Genomic DNA, 20344 nt, shown 5'->3' with positions numbered 1-20344 from the left:
TCCCTTATCAAAAACGGTCATTGCGATAATCTTCCAATGCCTGCCTAACCTCTTGTTGGGTATTCATCACAAAAGGACCGAGCCAGGCAATAGGTTCCTTTATTTTTTGGGCTGCAACAAGTAAACATCGAGTACCGGGTTTTCCCGCTAAAGATACACGTGTACCTTCGCTTAAATCAGCAAGTACTTTTTCTGCGACCACTTGCCCTTCAATGGTCACTTCACCTGCTAATGTGAAGAGAATAGCTTGATGCCCCTCTGGTATATGCTGGTCTATTTTTTCCTCAATCGCAAAACTAATATCTAAAAAAATAGGTTGAGTGGCAATGCCGTCAATAGGAGATTGGGTTCCCTGATCCGTCTTGCCGGCAATAACTTTGATGCTTAATCCCGAGGAATGTGTCTCAACAGGTAGTTGCGTTGCTTTATATTCCTGATAACGGGGTTCAACCCATTTGTTGGCCGCGGGCAGGTTAAACCAAAGTTGTAACCCCGTTAACTGCCCCTGGGTTTGCTTGGGCATTTCCGAGTGGATAATACCCCGTCCAGCAGTCATCCATTGAACATCACCAGGCCCTATGATACCGCGATGACCTTTATTATCCTGATGCTCCATTTTGCCACTTAGCATATAAGTCACTGTTTCAAAACCACGATGTGGATGCGGTGGGAAGCCACCCATGTAATCCAACTCATTATCGCTATCAAAAAAATCAAGCAGTAAAATTGGATCAAAATCATTTTGTCGGATAAGACCAATATAGCGGTGAAGCTTTACGCCCGCTCCCTCACGCAAGAGAGTACCCGTGATTAATCGTGCAATCTTTATTGTCGTCATGACAGCCAACTCAAGAAAATAAGAACAAGCATACTTGAAAAACAAAGCTTATTAAATCGATGTTTTTTGCATGAACTGACAAATTAATATTCTTGCACTATGCTGAAAGTTCAAGACTAGGAAAAGGAGTTTCCGTGGATACAAAAGAACATACCGAATTAGGTAATGCATTACGTTTTACAGGCATTAATAATAACCCTTATTTACGCATTGACGAGCAAGGAGTACTTCATCTCACTTTACAGCGTTTTCAAGAAAATGGCTTTCCTGTGCCCATGAAGCTTGAAATGACTGCCGGAGAAATTATTGCCATGGCTGGCGATTTTTTTACCGATCGTGATTGGAATATGAAGCTTGATCTGCCTAGTTTTAACAGCTTTAAAATGACAGAACAATTTTCTGAGCAATCCTCAAGCAGTAGCTTAGGTGATTATCTAATTGAACAACCAATCAAAGAAATAGAAGAAGATGCTTTTCTCAAAGCTTACAATAATCTGGCATCGCCTGATGTTAGCCGCAGTAATATTAATTTGATTTATAAAATTGATAGCAGCAATTATCTTCCTTTTTCAGCCACTCTAAACGATTATGTTAAGCAGCTGATGTTTTATTTTCGAGTGAAAGATTATGGTGAAATGTTAAACCGTAATCAGACTCATTTTACGCCCTGGTCATTACGAGTCTACACCTTAGGTCATCATCTCGCTCTTAAATATGCGCATATGGCGTCTGAATTAAAACAATTAATTATTGATAAAAACTATCAAACGAGCAATGACGACCTTAACGCTTTATTGAAAGTTTTACAGACACAAGAAGACGGTTTATCCGTTCACAACTTACAAGAACTCTTCTATCGCTATCAAGCACTCGCCTATTGTGTAGAATTATTTGTTTTTCATTACTACACCGATCATTTTGCAGCAGGTCACATGTCTATGGTGGGAGATTTACGTGTTTTGCTCACCGAGCGCTTCGGCACCTGGGGAAGTATTTTAGCGAATAACCTACACAATGAATTAAATCGCGTTGGCGTTTATACTGAACGTCCTTATGACCCCACACCTACTCCAACAGAAGCGCCAACTTCAGCTCGAGGTGATGGTGATTTTAATAGTTGTATTAATCATTATAATAAAGCAGCTTGCATTGCAGGTATGCAATGTTCCCTTCTAGATATTGAACATGTCCTCACCGGCGAAACAATACCACAACAAAGACAGTTTGGTGGCCTTGAACATCTACCCGATGTTGCTCGCAAGTATCGTCAGATACAGCCACTACTTGTTCTTGGCGAAGATACTAAAGTGTATTATCGCGAAAATTTAAGTCAAATTAAGACTCTGTCACCCTCTGATTATGCTCAAATGCAAACTGCTCCTGCGCAATGGGGATATCGCGAAATTAAAGGTAAATGGGATGCCTTCGTGTTAGTCGCGAAATTAAGGTTATTTCCCTATATTTACGATGGAAAAGTACTCCCTTTAACCTCTGCCGAACTTAAGCGTATTGAGGAAGAAGAAAGAGCATTAAATCCAGACTCAGACCCAATCCCAACACCACCCTGCACACCACAACAAACACCAGCTGTAGAAAGACCAAACTGGCGAACGGCAGCTAGTGAGCAACAACTCCATGAAGGATTAAGCAAATATAGTCTGTTAAAACCCAGTACTACAAAACTGACCAGTCAAGTCGAAGAAACAGAGGTCAATGTGGAAATACTAGGTCCTAAATAAAAGATTATTTATCTTAATCTTTGCTACGTGTCGCGCCTTATGCGCGACACTTTTTTATCCATTAAAACGCGCAACACTGATGGTTAGAAGGGATTATCTTGATCTAAACCGTTGCTAATAGAATAATAAGCTATTTTCTTTAAAAGGCAGGAACCGAATGTTTCGCTTAAACGCTCTAATTGGCCTTCTCTTAAGTCTATTTTGTCATTTTGCGCTGGCAACCAATGTCACGTTAACCACGATAAACGGGGAACGAATAACCTTTAGTAGTTTACAGGGCAAATGGGTATTCATTAATTATTGGGCAAGTTGGTGTCAACCTTGTCTTGATGAGATCCGTGAATTAAATCGATTTTACCAACAACAGCAAGCCAAGGTTGCTTTATTTGCTGTCAACTACGATATGTTACCGGCAGATGAGCAATTAGGACTCATTAAAAAATATAATATTCGCTACCCTAGCTTACAAAATGACCCTGCAAAGCAATTGCATTTAGGTAGTATTCCTGGAGTGCCTGCAACCTTTGTATTTAACCCTCAGGGAAAACTTAGCCAAATCCTCTACGGTCCCCAGACCGTAGCCAGTTTAAAGAAAGCCTCTCAAGCGACGATTTCCTGACAAAATTTTTTCTACCAACCTGGAGCTTATTAAGGCTCCAATGATTTGGCTCTCTTATGATTATCAGGGTTAACTCCATCTATCAGGAAGTTCCTTCGCACATAAATCACTTTTAACCATTTGGTTTAAATTTGCTACAATTATTGTGCGCTCTACTTTAAAGACACATTATGCAAATTCTTATTCTCACCTATGCGCCACAAAAAACACTAGGAGACCCCAGCGCTGCTGCTAAATTGCAGCATTTATTAGAAGAATTTAGCCACCCTCCCGGCGAATTTTCCGTTAAAGTTGTCATTAATGTGCAGAAAGAAGATGAAGAGCCTGTTCGTAATTTGTTTCCAGATCAAACTAAATATGAAATTATAAACGGCTTCGATCGCGAATCCAATCTGCGACAATTACATCGTAATCTATCTGCATGCGATCTCATTATTTCCTATCCAAGACCAAATTTTCTTAGCAAGCGAATGGTAATACTTCTTGCAGAGACGTTAAAACCTGTCATTTCATTTACTGAATACGATTATGATATTGTTTTTAGAGAAACCCAAAAAGGCGAAAACATCGACGTTGTCCCGGGCTCCTTTTTTTTAAGTTCAGGACTTGGCGATGATAGCTTGGGAGTTTTTGTCGAACAATTTAATCACCCTGCCGAAATTCATCCAACGGATTTAGCCAAACTCCCACTTGATTTGTTTTCAGCCAATAAAGAGCTCTATTTTGGTTACTTTAATAAATTATTTAAATCAATGACGGGAGCCACAGCGGCTCGCTTTATCGCATTAGCAATTCTTAGTTCGAACAAACGGGATATAGATATTGTATTGCCGCTCCAGGCCTCTACAAATAAAGACACCAACCCGGAAAGCCATGTAACAATTCTGGAAAGCTCCGACTTTATTAAGAATTAGAGGATTTCAATCACATTCAAATCGAATATATACATTTTCCTGAGTCGCCGGTTTATTTCATTTATCAAAATGAAAACAACAAACTTACCAGACGAGAAGTTACAAAAGCCGAATTCGAAGCCAGTCAGGCTAAATCCGACAAAATTGTTCGGCTCACTAACCCTTTTCCTTTACATAAAGACTCAATGAGAGCATTGGTTGAACGCTCCGAGGCCATCAATCTTTTAACAGGTGATCAAAGTTTCTCTGAGGCATTGTCTTTGTCAAAAATAATTTTTTACCAAACCATGGGTTGGAAGAAAAAATTTTATGATAGTTTAATAAAAATATCTCAAAAATATAGAACCCTACATCAATGGCTTATCATGGTTGGTGACTCCACCACTCCAATCAAATCGCTGGCCAACTTCTTACGGGCCAACAAAGAAATCCTACTTATAGAAACAGAAGCATTGCGCAATGATTTACAACTCAATAAAAACATCGCGGTTATGTTTTTGAATTTTTTACATCAATTTTTAACTAGCACCCTTTATGAGCGATTTACTCATTTTATTGATCATATGAAACAGCATCTTGAGTTTTATGCCGATGAAAAGAGGAGCGAGGAGACTGATTTTTGTTTGAGTAGAGAGGCATTGATTGAGCATGTTGACACTTATTTTAAGCATGCCACTACCAGCGACAAAAATAAAATGCTGCATTATCTTAGTGCGCAAATGGATTCTCTTATTAAGCTGAATGAATACGAAATAATTTGGTTTTACATAAAATTAAAACTACTGAATCCAGACCTCGAAATTCCTTTGACAGTTCACTCTATTATAAATTTTTTAGCCGGTTTACCGCCACTTCACGTGGAGGTTTGTGGTAGCAATGGTCAACCCATTTCTCTCCCACCAGCAACCACCAGAGGACCTACACAGACAATAGATGAGGAGAAACAAGTTTTGTATGAAACGATGACAAACTTGAGACTTGCTATAATGCCTTTGGAAATAGTAGACCTTAGCCGCTTCACTTGCCAAGATAAGATTGAAATTTTAAACCAATTAATGCTTAATGAGGCTCTTTGTTATAATAGCAACGTAGACGTAGTTATTAAATTTTTAGAAAATGAAACGAATCCTCAACTTTTTCGTAAAATATTGAAACTATTATTTACAATACCCTCTTATATCGCCCTTGAAGAGGGGGTACGTTTTGACGCAAATAAACCCTCCCTTTTTTTTCAAATTAAAAAGGAACATCCAGAACTGGTAGAAATACTTTTTACTAATCCTAAGAATGTAGAGGTTTTATGTGAGGAGTTATTCCTTGGGGATAGTTACACCGTTAAAGCAGACAATACAACAATCAATGAGCTCGTTCTAAATGCATTACTCTTCCCCGAACAACCTGGTAGGAGAGTATCTATTTTTTTTAAGTCACCAGGGCCAAATGATTTAAAGGAACAGGAGGTATTAAGAAAAATTCTTAATACTGGGGAAAAAGAAATTGCTATTCAAAATCTTCTCCTCACTAAAAATACACATGAAATAGCTGAGTTTACGGAGCGTTGGGGGGATTACTTACCTGTATCATTAAAAAAATTCCTGAGCGAAAACATGGATAAACCTAGGCTTTAATTTCTTTTATTTTAAGAAGCCATGTTTTTCCATCCACCAATCGTGTAATAAGCATGCTGCTGGCTGTATTCCCAGTTACATTCAGCATAGTGGCTATTGGATCAATAATGACGCTAATTGCAGCTACGGCGAGTAAAACTGAGGAAGGAAAGCCATAGACAGCTAATATTAATAATTCACCGATCATTCCTCCGCTTGGAATAGCCCCCATCACCGTCCCTACGAGCAGTGAAACCGCAATTGCAACACATAAAACATCAAGACCGCTAAAATTTGAGTGAAAAACTCCAAATAAAAAAGCAATTTTAAAAATGCCACCCATAACTGAGCCATCTTTATGAATGATTGATCCTAAAGGGATGACCGTTTCACAAATCTCAGAAGAGACGCCCATATTTTTAGTTGCAAGCAAATTGGCTGGAATACTCGCGGCACTACTGCAGGTTGCCAACGCCGTCGTCGCTGGTAAAAAAAGATTTTTCCAAAATAACTTAACCCCTGCCAATTGACCTGCTAAATAAGCATAGATACTGAACACCACCACAAAATAAACAAGCGAAGCCGCGTAATAAATTACAGCAATGCGAATATAACTCTCCACCAATTTGGGGCCAAGTTCATTGACTAAAACTGCGAAATAAGAAAAAAAGCCGATGGGTGCAAAATACATGATTAAAGAAATCACACGCATAAACAAATCTTCACCTTCCTGCAAAAACTTAACAAACGTCTCTCCATTTTCTTTAGCAGAGACCAGTGCTAATCCCACCAGTATAGAAAAAACTATCAACGCAGAAATATGCTCATGAGAAAACAACTGACTAAAATTAGAAACCGTAAAAACCTTTACAAGTTGGTCACTAAAACCCAAGGTAGTTGCATTCTCTGGTGAAGTAAGCTCAATAGGAAAATTATTGACTAGCGGAAAAAGCTTTACGACGAACAGCGCATATAATGCTGCAATCAATCCGGTAAGAAGAAAAATGAAAATCATGCGTGACATAATTTTTCCTAGCCTTCCTAATGAACCGGCTTTTGCAATCGCAGAGGAAATACTGAAAAAAATAAGTGGAACAATGGCGGTTAGCAACAAGTTTAGAAAAATATCACCCAAGGGTTTTAATAACCTGACTTGCTCAAAAAAATAACCAACCACTCCCCCCAAAACAATGGAAATAATTAAAACGGTAGAAAAAAGATAAGAGCGAAGCATATTATTTCGGGTAGTCACAATCTTGGCCTTTCATCTAGTCTCAAAGCGAGAATTTATTAGCTTGAAATATTTACTGGTTAATTGGTCAAACAATAAATGTTATTCCTTATAAATGAAAGTGAAATTATAGCTATTGATCTAACGCCAGTGAAAAGATACTATTTTTTACTCTAGACATTGCACTGTGACAGGTGCTTAGCAGCTAACTTCCAGGGATTCGGATGAAATTTACTCGCAATACTCTCGGTCCACTTTTTTTAATTTTAAGTTGCCCACCTTTTGCTATTGCTATGTGGTATACCAATACTGCATTACAAGGCTCCTTAGGTTTACTTTGGCAACTTATCCTGCAAGAAGGTTTTTTTCATACTTTTTACACCATTTGGAGTCCTGTCTTTTTTGGTTCACCTACCGCTTGGATAATTATATTTTCCTTTATTATTTTTGAATTCTTACTCACCAAATTTGTTAAAGGCAAATTATATTATGGACCGATTACAGCTAAGGGAAATATTCCCGTTTATAAAGCAAATGGCTTGCTTGTTTTTTTAATAACTGTTTTTTCGTTTTGCTTTGCCAGTTTTTATTTGCAGCTTTTTTCCGCATCGATTATTTATGATAATTTTGGTGCAATTATTGGCGCATTAAATTGTTTTAGCTTGGTTCTTTGCGGTCTTTTTTATGTAAAAGGACGTTTCTTGCCATCCTCTACTGACTCAGGCAGTAGCGGCAACTTTATTTTTGATTATTACTGGGGCACTGAACTTTACCCAGCTTTTCTGGGCGTTAATCTTAAGATGTTCATTAACTGCCGTTTAGGCATGATGAGCTGGGGATTAATTTTGCTATCCTATGCGGCCAAACAACAGGCTTTATTTGGTTTAACGAACGCCATGATAGTTGCTGTTGCCTTACAATTTATTTATATAACAAAATTTTTCATTTGGGAAACAGGCTATCTTAGTTCGTTAGATATCATGCATGACAGGGCAGGCTTTTATATTTGCTGGGGTTGTCTTGTATGGGTCCCTTGTATTTATACTTCACCTACCATGTATTTAGTGATGCCTCCTCATTCACTATCTTATTGGCTTGCCCTAGGCATTTTTATTGCGGGGGCCACAAGTATCTTAATTAACTATCTTGCCGATAGACAACGACAAGTGGTACGAGCTACAGCTGGGAATTGTAACGTGTGGGGCAAAAGACCGCGTATTATGGTGGCTGATTATTACACAGAAAAAGGTGAGAAAAAGCAAAACATCATTTTAAGCTCAGGTTGGTGGGGAGTTTCTCGACACTTCCATTATCTACCTGAAATTGCTGGAGCGTTTTTCTGGTCTGTACCAGCATTATTTAATCATTTTGCCCCCTATTTCTATGTATGTTTTTTAACTCTCCTTTTGTTTGATCGTGCTTTTAGAGACGATGAGCGCTGCGCTCAAAAATACGGCTCTTATTGGACCACTTATTGTAATTTAGTACCCTATAAGATTATTCCCTTTGTTATTTGATTGGTGGTCATTCGATACCTCGGACAAGTGTACAGTAAGGGGCAGGTACGTAGGTTGAGGAGCAATCGTTCTAACCGCATCGGCTTAGCCGATGCATCCAGGAATACTCAATCAAGCGTAACTTTTCGTTGTTATTAATACATATCAAAATTTTTCTCTTCCCCAAATACTTCCATTTTATCCTTTGCTGGCTCAGTACTTTCTCGAGGTGAAAAAAATCCAGATCGGGATTGACTGCTAGTCTTTGGGTGTGCTTTGGTTAATGTATATTGTGAGGGGGATAAACCAAACGAAACAATATGACGTAAAAAATTAAAATTTGGATAGTTACCAAAAACGTGCTCAAAAACAACATCAGCTTCGTTTTTTTCAGTAGGACGAAGTTTATTGAATAACTCAATACCGTATTCTTTATTAATTTCACCCCATTTTTTCAATATTGCTTTACCATTGGCGAACTTAAATGTTGCAGCAAAAAAGGGATTATTTATAGTATCCTCGTTCATGTACTGGTAGGCAAATGTAAATAAAGATAACAGTCTAATTTCTTTATAGTTTTGTGGTTGAGCCGCAAAAACAGAAGGAATTAACAATTTTATGAGAAGGAAAACAGCATCCAAATTTGCGCCAACAAATAATAAATTCCAGCTGTTGTATAAATCTCGCCAAAATGAATCAATAGCAAACTGAGAGACCTTCTTTTTCGAGGAGTTTATTTTGAGCCCAGGTAAGAGACTATAAGATGCACCATCTGCAGTAGTTTTTTCTGGAAGAAACTGAGAAACCAGTTGATAGCTACTCAAACATTGCATTTCTTCGATGATTTTAATCAACATAAGACCCGCTTTGGCATTATCAGTACCACCACTTTCTTTAGCCGGACCTTGAAAATCTTGCCAGGCGGCTTCTAAAATATTAAGCCCCATACCTGATACCGTACTGGTAGAGGTTGCATTAGGAATTGCTCGCTCTACATTACTGGCATTCCAACCTGATAAATTCTTTCTTTTGACAAACTCATCCACATCCGATTGCTTTTCTTCATTTTCACCGGTTGATTTATGAAAAATAATATTGAGTAAACCCGGTTTAATAGAGATTATTTTCAATCGTTCAAACAAAGACGCTTTAAAAGGAGTACCGAAGAAAAAATCAACAAAGGGATTACCAGGATAATAAGAACCACTGCGTTTAACTAAATGCTCGTACATATCTTCGGCAAAAGACTCACCATTTGCCATGGTCACCGTGATCGCTTCAAAGATGCAGAGCATGTTAATTTGTACTTGAAGTGTTGTCGATGCGGTCTTAAGCTCTGTGTCACTTATTAAATTATTATCTTCAATATAGGCTAGCAATCTACAAATTGGCTCATTGTCTATAAGGCTTTGTTTTAAATAATCGAGCAGTTTTTCTAAAGAAACTTTTTCTGTTGTTATCTGATGATAAAAATCTGTATATTCCTTGTTACTCGTGACTAATTTATCAAGTTTGAGTTCGGAGAATATACGTTTTGTTATTTCGGGATTAGACTCTTTTTCGATGAATTGTTCTACTCTCGAGAGGAATTTTTTAGCGGATTCTTTGCTGCTCATAGTAATTTATTTTTAAACAAAATGAGTGCAATTTTACTGCGCTTTTATTAACCAAATATTAAGAAATTTATTTTTTTAGATTTGAATACATTTAACTTCATGAAAGCATGAGAAAAATTAGGCCTGATAAATATAATATAACCAGCGCTCTGTTTTAGGGCGTGAGATTTTTGGCATGTCGGCTGAATAAGCGTTTCTTTTGTTCTTGAGTTAATTTAATTTTTAAAGACCAACCGCCTTCTAGCTCTTCCTTTTCACCTAAAACAGCATCCATTTCATACAAAGCAGCGCGCAATTTTGCGTCTGTAGGGGCTAGCAAAATCTCTTCCTCGACAATAGCTCCTTGAAGTTGTGTAGAAATTGCTTGTTGTAGCAAATCAAGACCAGCCCCTGTCTTTGCTGAAATCCAAACTTTGATGCCTTCTTCTTGCTGATCTATTTTAGCCTCCCAATTCTCTTGCTGATCGATTTTGTTAAAAACCTGAATCATGGGAATATCTTTGACACCAAGCTCGTCTAGTACTTGTTCTACAGCAAGAACCATATCGCGCCAATGCGGATCAGAAATATCAATGACATGGAGTAATAAATTAGCCTCTTGAGTCTCTTCAAGCGTTGCTCGAAACGCCTCTATTAATTGGTGGGGAAGATCACGAATAAAACCTACCGTGTCGGTTAGAATGACTGAAGTAGAACCAGGTAGTTCTAATTTACGCATCGTTGGATCGAGAGTAGCAAATAATTGATTAGCCGCATAAATATGCTCGCCCGTTAGCGCATTGAAAAGCGTTGATTTACCGGCGTTGGTATATCCAACCAGTGATACTGTAGGTAGCGCTGCTTTTTGTCTTGCACGACGGTTTTGATCTCGGCTGCGTCTTACTTTTTCCAGCCGCTTATTGATGGATTTAATTCGCTCGCGTAGTAATCGTCTATCTGTTTCTAACTGAGTTTCCCCAGGACCTCGTAAACCAATCCCCCCTTTCTGCCTTTCAAGGTGGGTCCACCCTCGCACTAAACGTGTTGATAAATGTTGTAACTGTGCGAGTTCGACTTGTAACTTACCCTCAAATGTTCGTGCTCGCTGGGCAAAAATATCAAGAATCAAGCCGCTGCGACCGACAACACGACACTCTAATAAGCGCTCTAAGTTTCTTTCCTGGGAAGGAGAAAGCTCATGATTGACTAATACCAATTCCGCCTCATACGCCAAGACTTGCTGCTTGATTTCTTCTGCTTTACCTAAACCAACATAATATTTTGCCTCAGGGGTAGAACGTGCGCCTTCAACACAGGCCACTACTTCGGCCTGTGCTGATATCGCCAATTCTTTAAATTCAGCAAGCGCTTTTGCTGCATCAACTTCAGGGAGAGCTAACTGAACGAGAATAGCTCGCTCTCCTCCTTGGGGTCTGTCAAACAAGACTGTGTTTCCGATTTAAATAGAAACAGTTAGTCTGCCACATTTCCCTCTTCGTCACCAGTAGGTATTTTTACCAGACGCGAAGGTACCACCGTGGAAATAGCATGTTTATAGACCATCTGGGTGACAGAGTTTTTTAACATCACAACATATTGATCAAAAGAATCCACTATGCCATGTAACTTAATTCCGTTAACTAAAAAGACGGAAACCGGAATTTTTTCCTTTCGTAATTCATTTAAGAAAGGGTCTTGCAAGAGATGATTTTTTGACATTGCCTACTCCTTATTATTATTTTATTTCAGGCAACCACTTCATTAGTGTTGTCGTCTGTAAAATAGAAAACTTTATGGCTATCTGCAAAAATTTTTTTCATTTAAAGTCGGCCTGTTAATAGCAAGTTTACAAAGCAGGTAGCAGTGATTCCGCCATTAACTGCTGTCGATTATTTTTAATCCGAATTGCTTGTTGCATCCACACTCGATTTCGTTACTATAATAAGAGCCTGTATCACAATTATTTCTGACCAACCGGTCTGCCAAGATGCTGGAATACAATCTCAACGCTTTATACGCTGTTTATCCCGAGAGTTATTTTTAAACAGTAAGATTCTTTAGGAGCTGGATTACTAGTAATTGGCCATGCAACCACAGGCAATATAAGGAGATTAACATGAAATATTCAAAAGCAGAGTTAATTGAGATGGAGAATCCTTATGAGTCGCTCATAAAAAAAGATAATGGCGTCTCGTTAATTGAAAGTAGGGACGCGATAAATGAGCTCAGTGGCAAAGATAGAAGGGCTTTAGTTACAAAAATTGCGTTGAATTGTCCAACTTCTGGCTTTAGCGATCTTAATAAAGTTATTCATCGCTCACTGGTGTGTAACGAATTCTCAGCAGCCATTGGACGAGTTTGTATATTAAATAGATTAGCCACTAATTTAAATGGCAGCACACCGCATCTCGTTTTTGCTGATCGTGATTTCAATATCTCATTCTTTCATGAATTTCCAGAGTTAGTAGCGAAGTTAGTTCCTAATATGAAAGCGCTTTCAGAAAAAATGGCCACAGCAGCGTCGGGTCAATACTCTATGATTGCACGGCAATTAGCTTTAATATTTTCGGAAAGCTTGGTGAAACAAGATGATGACTGTACCAATCAATTTGGTGCGATTGTTGAAGAGCAGCAGCGCTCAATACAACGTTCCCCAAGTCGTGAGCGTAACTCGATGTTTGCCTCTATTTCTGAAGATGAAACAACAACCCTTAGTGAAGAATCGAAAACTGAAATAACTTACAATTAATCTTAGACGCGCCCTTTCACAAGGGCGTTTACTAGCTATTTTTTTTCCTTCAACGAATTCATCCATGCCAGACGTAAGAAGCTGCAAATGAGATGAATTAACGAACGGGGTTTCACCCCACCGCTAAACCTATGGCTATAATTTGCACAATCGTACAATTATTGATTTTATAAGCTATTGAATATATTATATATTCTTCTTTAATTTCCGATGTTGTCATGTCATAAAGAAAATACCCTCTTATCTTTGAGATATTTCTTACAAAGCATACATCGAATTCCTTCATGACAGTTTGTACAAAGGATATATACTGAAATACATAAGGATGACATGGATTGTCTGACAGGAAGTCAAACTAAGGGACCAGCACAATGGATGTGCTTCGCCGCAAGGATGCGGCTTTTTTTTGCCTATTTCATAGGCATTACCGTTAAAACTAGTAATTGCAAAAGCAAAAACTTCTTTTTTCTGTTGGTGAAATACACTCCCTGAAACTAATGGTATATTTTATATAGCATCATCTAAAGGATTTCTTTTTTATTTATTGGTTCTTGAAACGTTAAGTATTAACTACGACGAAAAAACTCAGGAATCGAGACTCACACCCCAATTCCTGAATTAGTTAAGATGAGAATTACTTCCATTAGATATCAATGTTCTCAGCATCAAGTGCATTTGACTCGATAAACTCTCGTCTTGGCTCAACTTGATCACCCATTAAGCATGTAAAGATTTCATCCGCAGCGACAGCATCTTCAATGCTGACTTGCAGCATACGTCGAACTTCGGGATCCATAGTGGTTTCCCAAAGTTGCTCAGGGTTCATTTCTCCAAGACCTTTATAGCGTTGAATGCTTTGACCTCGTTTTGCCTCGTCCATAATCCAAGCTAGCGCTTGCTCAAACGATTCAACTTCTTGAGTCTTCTCGCCGCGCTTAATAACAGCACCTTCCTCAACCAAGGTTGCTAGTTTTGCACCTAAATTTGCTAATTCTTTATAATCCTTAGAAAGGAAGAATTCTGAATTTAAAAGAATATGATGATCCATTCCGTGTTGAGTAATGGTTACACGAGGTAAGTAGTTTTCCGTTTCTTTATGCTGAATAACATCCACTCTGAACTGCTGAGTTTTATTACCTAATTGCTGCAGACTCAAATGTAGCTGATTAGCCCATGCATTAATCTTTTCGTGTTTCTCGAAGTCTTCACTATGAAGTGTGGGTAAATAAATCAATCGTCTTAGAATATCTTCATTATAACGTCTTGTATGGCGTTTAATTATTTTTTCGACACGGCGATACTTCATAACCAGATCTTCTAACGCCATTGGGGAAATTGCAGGTAACCCTTTACCAGGGATAAATTCAGCATTGTCCAGAGCACTTTGTGTTAAAAATTCATACAACGCTTCATCATCTTTTACATATTGCTCTTGTTTACCACGCTTTACTTTGTATAAAGGTGGTTGAGCGATATAAATATATCCACGCTCAATAAGTTCAGGTGCTTGTCGATAAAAGAACGTCAATAATAAGGTACGAATATGCGAACCATCCACATCGGCGTCGGTCATAATAATGATACGATGATAACGAATCTTATCTGGATCATATTCATCAGGACCTATTCCACATCCTAAAGCTGTGATTAATGTAGCCACTTCTTGTGAAGAAAGCATTTTGTCAAAACGCGCTTTTTCGACATTAAGAATTTTACCTTTGAGCGGCAAAATTGCCTGGAATTTTCTATCACGTCCCTGTTTCGCAGAACCTCCTGCTGAGTCTCCCTCTACGATATAAAGTTCTGACAACGCTGGATCTTTCTCTTGGCAATCAGCTAATTTTCCAGGTAATCCTGCAATATCAAGTGCACCTTTACGCCGAGTCATTTCTCGCGCCCTACGGGCCGCTTCACGTGCCCTTGCTGCATCAATAATTTTACCCACAATTGATTTGGCAATAGCAGGATTTTCCAAGAGAAAATCATTTAGCTTTTCAGCTACCAGCGATTCAACAGCTGCTTTTACTTCTGAAGAAACCAGCTTGTCTTTCGTTTGTGAAGAAAACTTAGGATCAGGTACTTTGACAGACAATACCGCGGTTAAACCTTCTCTTGCATCATCACCAGTAGTAACAACCTTAGCTTTTTTGGCAAATCCCTCATTCTCAATGTAAGTATTTAAGGTACGAGTAAGTGCCGCTCTAAATCCAGCTAAGTGAGTACCACCATCTCGTTGTGGAATATTGTTGGTAAAGCAAAATATTGTTTCCTGGAATGAATCATTCCATTGCATCGCTAATTCCACGCTGATGTTGTCTCTTTCGCTAGCCAAGGTAAACACAGTGGGCATAATCGGAGTTTTATTGCGATTTAAATGTTCTACGAATGCTTGAATACCACCTTCATAACGGAAAGTATCCCGCTTTTGTGTTCTTTCATCATAAAGATGAATACAAACCCCCGAATTAAGGAAAGACAGTTCTCTTAAGCGTTTTGCCAGAATATCGTAATGGAACTCAATATTTGTAAAGGTATTCGCGCTAGGTTTAAACCAAACTTGCGTACCAGTAGAGTTGGCGTCACCCGTTACAGCCAGTGGCGCATCGGGAACACCATTTCTGTAATGTTGTTCATGCACTTTGCCATTGCGGCGAATCTGTAAATGCAGTTCCTCAGAAAGAGCATTTACCACAGATACACCTACGCCATGCAAGCCACCGGATACCTTATATGAGTTGTCATCAAATTTTCCGCCAGCGTGTAAAACAGTCATGATAACTTCTGCAGCCGAGCGTCCTTCTTCTTTATGGATATCGACCGGAATACCGCGACCATCGTCTTTAACACTGATCGATTCGTCACTATGAATAGTGACATTAATTTCATGACAATAACCTGCTAGCGCTTCATCGATTGAGTTGTCAACAACCTCAAAAACCATATGATGCAAGCCAGTACCATCGTCAGTATCACCGATATACATTCCAGGACGCTTTCTTACTGCATCCAATCCTTTCAATACTTTGATATTCGACGAATCATAACTGGCGTCAACGCTCATAAGAGTCCTCTTTGCCTATTGGGTACTAAATAGGTTATTGTACCACAAATGAGTCTTTTTTACATGATTGACATGGCTTTTAGCCCTATGTTTCCTGCATTAATTTGAATGATTGTTTTTTTAGCAACACGTGTTCTTTACGATTCAAATTAGACTACCTGGCATATTGTTATTCGATATTTTTTATGCTTTTCCATAGCCATTTAAAGTTTCACGTGAAACATTTTCTGGCTGAATAAGCTCGCTTAATTATTAGCTGATACTTGGATTGACATGCGTTACTATGCCTTACACCTAAAACTTGATCAGCATATTTTTCCTTGACGCAAAGAAAAAAAATTCTGTTCAGAGTCATTTACAAAAAATTCAGAAAGAGAAGAGGTTGAAGTTATGAAAAATTGCCCTTCGATTTCCATAAACAGGTTAAGTAATCGTTCGATATGATATTTATCAAATTCAGACGTTAGATCATCACACAAGTAGAGACAAGGTTTGGACATTAATTTAGCCTGTGATAGCTTAAGTGCAAACAGTAATATTTTTTGTTGGCCACGTGATAAATATTGTTTTGCACTAAATTCATCACTAGTTAAAAACAAATCCGCTTTATGTGCACCATATTGAGTGAACTGTCGAGCGATGTCTTTTTCATAATTTTCTTCCAAAATAGTTACAAGCGATTTCCCAGCTTCACGTTTATCCCAACCCTTATAATATTGTAATGAAAAATCTAATGTGGTTAATTGACGAAGTGTTTTCTCAAACTCAGGGCATAGCAATAAAAAATATTCTCCTCTTGCTTCATCCAATTTTGTCGCTAAATCGGAAATTATCAAGTTCCAGGGCGTAAGCATACGAGGATGTGCTCGTTGCTTTAAGAGAACATTTCGTTGTTTTAATGCACGTTTATAATCCTTCCAGAGAGAGTGATAATTTTGTTTCACGTGAAACAATCCCCAATCCATTACACTTCTACGAACGGAGGGACCTGCGTCAATAATTTGAAAAATATCTTGATAAAAGACCTGGCAAGGTAAAAAATGTGCCAACTCACTACTACTTTGACAAACGTGTTTATTAATACGAACTTGAGTAGGTGAGTGTACTGATTTTTGAATGCTAATACTTTGTTCATCGAACGTACGGGCAAAAACAGTAAGCGACTCTTCGCCATGACTTATAAGAGGAAGTATCTCACGAGTACGAAAAGAGTGGCCACTACCTAATAAGTAAATAGCTTCTAAAACGGAAGTTTTTCCACTGCCGTTTTCTCCCGTGAAAAAATTAATTCGTGAATGTAAATCCAAACGAGCAGATTGAATATTACGCAGATTATAAAGTTGTAATTGAGCAAGGCTCATAATTTCATAGGCATAATAATATATTGGTATTGTTCATCTTGAACGGATTCAACCAAAATACTGCTATCTGTGGTGGACATCGATAAGCGAACCAAACCTTCACCTAGAAAATTCAATACATCCAATAAATAACTGGCATTAATACCAATTTTAATTTCATTACCGTCTGTATGAGCTTCCAAAGTTTCCATAGCTTCTTCTTGCTCCTGATTGTTAGCAATCAAAGTAAGCATCCCTGCCTGCATATGCAAGACAACAGCTCTGGATTTTTCATGCGCGAGAATAACAATACGTGCAAGTGCGCGCTTGAGTAGATCACGATCAATAAGCACAAATTTGTCTTGGTCTTTCGGTATAGCTTTAGCATAAGGGGGAAATCGAGCTTCAATAAGCTTGGATTGGAAAGTGTATTTCTGTGTAGAAAGTTTAAAATGTCCTTTGCCTGCGGAAATAACCACGTGCTCATCATCTATATTATTTAGTAATCTTAACATTTCCTGCACACCCTTTTTAGGAACTAAAAAACGATGATGAGGATTGCTAGTTTCACAATTGAATTTACAAACAGCCATACGATGACCATCTGTAGCGACTGAAGTAATTATTGAGCCATCAAGTTCAAGAAGTAATCCATTCAAAAAAACGCGAACATCATGTTGAGACATAGCAAAATGAGTGGACTGCAACAAGTGGATAAGATTTGCCTTTGCAACGGTCAATTCAATTTCGCTTAGTTCATGTTCACTCGCAGGAAAATCTGCAGCAGGAAGGGTGGCTAATTTAAATTTACTACGACCGGCACCAATAACTACTGTACCCTCATTTAATGTAATAGTAGGAGTCGCATCGTCATCAAGAGAGCGGATAATATCAATAAATTTTTTAGCGGGAACTGTAATTTTACCCTGAGAATGACTCGCATCACAATTTACACAAGCTGTAATTTCCATTTCCAAATCGGTTGCGGTAAGCAATAATTGGTTGTTTTGTAAACAAAGCAAAATATTTGATAGGATGGCCAGCGATTGCTTTTTATCAACAGCACCAGCAACAGTTAATAACGGGGTTAATAATTGGTCTTTGGCAAGAGTCAAATCAAACATAAATTATCCAGAACTAAGATGTTAAAGTGCGCATTAAATTTTTGTAATCTTCAGCAAAATCATTTTCATCTTGAATCAATTCTTTTACCTTACGGCAAGCATGAATGACCGTGGTATGATCTCGGCCACCAAAATGATCTCCGATTTCAGGAAGACTATGGTTAGTCAGTTCTTTTGCTAAAGCCATTGCCATTTGTCGAGGACGAGCGATGGAACGACTTCTACGCTTAGATAATAAATCAGCAACTTTAACTTTGTAATATTCAGCCACTGTTTTCTGTATATTTTCAATAGTTACTAACTTGTCTTGTAAAGCTAATAGATCACGCAACGCCTCATGGACAAAATCAATAGTAATAGGTTTACCAGTAAAATGAGCATTAGCGATCACACGACGTAACGCACCTTCCAGTTCACGAACATTAGAGCGAATTCGTTTGGCTATAAAAAAGGCCACTTCATAAGGAAGTTCAATGCTTGATTGTTCCGCTTTACTCATTAAAATTGCAACACGTGTTTCAAGCTCAGGCGGCTCAACAGCGACAGTTAAACCCCAGCCAAAACGTGATTTAAGGCGCTCTTCCATGCCTTCAATTTCTTTAGGATAGCGATCACTGGTAAGGATAATTTGCTGTTGTCCTTCTAGTAAAGCGTTGAAAGTATGGAAAAATTCTTCTTGGGAACGATCTTTGCCAGCAAAAAATTGAATATCGTCAATAAGCAGAGCATTTAAAGAACGGTAGAATCGTTTGAACTCATTTATAGAGTTAGTTTGCAAAGCTTTAACCATATCAGCAACAAATCGTTCAGAATGTAGATAGAGAACTTTTGCTTCAGGATTATTTTTTAATATCGTATTACCAATAGCATGCATTAGATGGGTCTTACCTAAGCCAACACCTCCATAAATAAATAGAGGGTTATAAGCTTCACCAGGGCGCTCAGCGACTTGTAAGGAAGCAGCACGAGCAAGTTGGTTAGAATTACCTTCAACGAAACTATCAAATAGAAACTTTTTATTAAGGTAACTGTTCTTATAATCAGCTGTTTTCTTAGGAGCAACTTTGCTAACAGATTGCTCTTTAGCTGATTGCTCCATAGAAACAGGAGAAACAGCTTTAGAACCAATCTCAATACTGACTGAAGAAATAATGCCGGCACCAAATTGACTGACTAGCTCTTTAATTCTTGAATAAAAATTCTTTTTTACCCAATCAACGACAAAGCGATTAGGCGCTAGCAAAACCAAATTGGCGTCCTGCAACTCAGCCTGTAAAGGACGCAACCATGTATTAAATTGTTGGGGAGGATATTCCTCTTTTAAAAAACCCAAACATTTCTGCCAAAGATTCGCAGGCACAAATACTCCTATGTTCTATAAGGCGACTTCAGATAGAGGCACGCAAATTAAATATTGCCATTGAATAGACCCAAGCAGCAAGAGAAATCACCAGCTTAGGTAAACTCGTAACACGTAGCTGCATATGCCCATTTAAGTTATTTCCAGCAAAGCAGGAAGACGAATAGCCTTAAGAATGTATTGCAGTGAATAGGAGATTATACTCAGCCCTGTGGAAAAAAACAGAGTTATCCACAGTTAGAGTTAAATTTTCTACTAAAAAGGTAAAGAAGTGCATCCTCTAGAAATAACTAGTTTCAAAACATGAATTCCTTAAACGCAAACTAAACGGGGGATAACTCGAAGAAAAAGAAGAGGATAAACTGGTGAAAAACAACAAGCGAGAGAATAGTTATATTTATATAAGCCGCTAATTCAGAACTAAATATAAGCTTACCCACAGTAAAAAAAGAAGATAATCTATTGTTTTTTTTGTAAAAAATAATAATAACCACAGTATTTCAGTTCTATATAATAAGAATAAGAAACTTTATCTATTTATTTATTTTTATTAGTACAATTAAAAATAAAGCTTAAGATTCTGGATTTTTTAATTGAATGTAGACGCAATCAAATAAAGGACTTTAGATAATTGCGTCCAACGAATTGAAAAGAGTTACTATTAAAGCATC

The 20344-nt window shown here is 38.1% G+C and carries 15 protein-coding genes; 6 read left to right on the top strand and 9 right to left on the bottom strand.

The window, feature by feature from the left end:
• Nucleotides 1–7: 7 nt before the first annotated feature.
• On the bottom strand, nt 8–838 hold the full coding sequence (locus LHA_RS00075; protein WP_045104733.1) for a pirin family protein: 831 nt from the start codon (nt 836–838) through the stop codon (nt 8–10).
• Between the two features lie 134 nt (nt 839–972).
• Here LHA_RS00075 and LHA_RS00070 point away from each other — a divergent pair, with 134 nt between their 5' ends.
• The 4 genes from LHA_RS00070 to LHA_RS00055 all read left to right on the top strand — a co-directional run bounded on the left by LHA_RS00070 (nt 973) and on the right by LHA_RS00055 (nt 5738).
• Nucleotides 973–2577: a hypothetical protein gene (locus tag LHA_RS00070; protein ID WP_045104732.1), complete on the top strand. Its 1605-nt coding sequence runs from the start codon at nt 973–975 to the stop codon at nt 2575–2577.
• A 157-nt stretch (nt 2578–2734) separates the two neighbouring features.
• Entirely contained in the window at nt 2735–3196 is a 462-nt protein-coding gene (locus LHA_RS00065) for a TlpA disulfide reductase family protein (protein WP_045104731.1), read from the top strand.
• A gap of 170 nt (nt 3197–3366) precedes the next feature.
• Nucleotides 3367–4110, top strand: a complete 744-nt coding sequence (locus LHA_RS00060) for a hypothetical protein (RefSeq protein WP_045104730.1) — start codon at nt 3367–3369, stop codon at nt 4108–4110.
• A 185-nt stretch (nt 4111–4295) separates the two neighbouring features.
• Nucleotides 4296–5738, top strand: a complete 1443-nt coding sequence (locus LHA_RS00055) for a hypothetical protein (protein WP_045104729.1) — start codon at nt 4296–4298, stop codon at nt 5736–5738.
• Here LHA_RS00055 and LHA_RS00050 read toward each other — a convergent pair.
• Nucleotides 5728–6969: a dicarboxylate/amino acid:cation symporter gene (locus LHA_RS00050; protein WP_172480816.1), complete on the bottom strand. Its 1242-nt coding sequence runs from the start codon at nt 6967–6969 to the stop codon at nt 5728–5730. The two genes, LHA_RS00055 and LHA_RS00050, sit on opposite strands and share 11 nt — an antisense overlap.
• A gap of 203 nt (nt 6970–7172) precedes the next feature.
• Between LHA_RS00050 and LHA_RS00045 the strand changes: the two genes are divergently transcribed.
• Nucleotides 7173–8465 (top strand): phosphatidylethanolamine N-methyltransferase family domain-containing protein, encoded by a 1293-nt coding sequence (locus tag LHA_RS00045; protein WP_045104727.1) that lies wholly within the window; start codon nt 7173–7175, stop codon nt 8463–8465.
• A gap of 134 nt (nt 8466–8599) precedes the next feature.
• Here LHA_RS00045 and LHA_RS00040 read toward each other — a convergent pair whose 3' ends face one another.
• The 3 genes from LHA_RS00040 to hfq form a co-directional block, all read right to left on the bottom strand.
• Nucleotides 8600–10060, bottom strand: coding sequence for a hypothetical protein (locus LHA_RS00040; RefSeq protein ID WP_045104726.1), 1461 nt, complete (start codon nt 10058–10060; stop codon nt 8600–8602).
• Between the two features lie 154 nt (nt 10061–10214).
• Nucleotides 10215–11483, bottom strand: coding sequence for a ribosome rescue GTPase HflX (gene hflX / locus LHA_RS00035; protein ID WP_045104725.1), 1269 nt, complete (start codon nt 11481–11483; stop codon nt 10215–10217).
• A 29-nt stretch (nt 11484–11512) separates the two neighbouring features.
• Nucleotides 11513–11758 carry an RNA chaperone Hfq gene (gene hfq, locus LHA_RS00030; RefSeq protein ID WP_045104724.1) on the bottom strand — a complete coding sequence of 82 codons (246 nt, stop codon included), beginning with the start codon at nt 11756–11758 and terminating at the stop codon, nt 11513–11515.
• 397 nt (nt 11759–12155) lie between these two features.
• On the opposite strand from hfq, the gene LHA_RS00025 reads away from it, so the two are divergent.
• The gene (locus tag LHA_RS00025) at nt 12156–12788 is read left to right on the top strand and encodes a hypothetical protein (protein ID WP_045104723.1); all 633 of its coding nucleotides are present in this window, start codon (nt 12156–12158) and stop codon (nt 12786–12788) included.
• 643 nt (nt 12789–13431) lie between these two features.
• Here LHA_RS00025 and gyrB read toward each other — a convergent pair.
• The 4 genes from gyrB to dnaA form a co-directional block, all read right to left on the bottom strand.
• Nucleotides 13432–15849, bottom strand: a complete 2418-nt coding sequence (gyrB, locus tag LHA_RS00020) for a DNA topoisomerase (ATP-hydrolyzing) subunit B (RefSeq protein ID WP_045104722.1) — start codon at nt 15847–15849, stop codon at nt 13432–13434.
• Nucleotides 15850–16154: 305 nt separating this feature from the next.
• A complete protein-coding gene (gene recF / locus LHA_RS00015; RefSeq protein WP_045104721.1) occupies nt 16155–17210 on the bottom strand; it encodes a DNA replication/repair protein RecF in 1056 nt (351 codons plus the stop codon).
• On the bottom strand, nt 17207–18313 hold the full coding sequence (gene dnaN / locus LHA_RS00010) for a DNA polymerase III subunit beta (RefSeq protein WP_045104720.1): 1107 nt from the start codon (nt 18311–18313) through the stop codon (nt 17207–17209). The genes recF and dnaN overlap by 4 nt, the downstream gene beginning before the upstream one ends.
• A gap of 13 nt (nt 18314–18326) precedes the next feature.
• Nucleotides 18327–19673, bottom strand: a complete 1347-nt coding sequence (gene dnaA, locus LHA_RS00005; RefSeq protein ID WP_045104719.1) for a chromosomal replication initiator protein DnaA — start codon at nt 19671–19673, stop codon at nt 18327–18329.
• Nucleotides 19674–20344 lie beyond the last annotated feature (671 nt).

Source organism: Legionella hackeliae (assembly GCF_000953655.1).
GTDB classification, from domain to species: domain Bacteria; phylum Pseudomonadota; class Gammaproteobacteria; order Legionellales; family Legionellaceae; genus Tatlockia; species Tatlockia hackeliae.
Note: the sequence above shows the minus strand (reverse complement) of the source record. Positions and strands in the feature narration are given on the sequence as shown.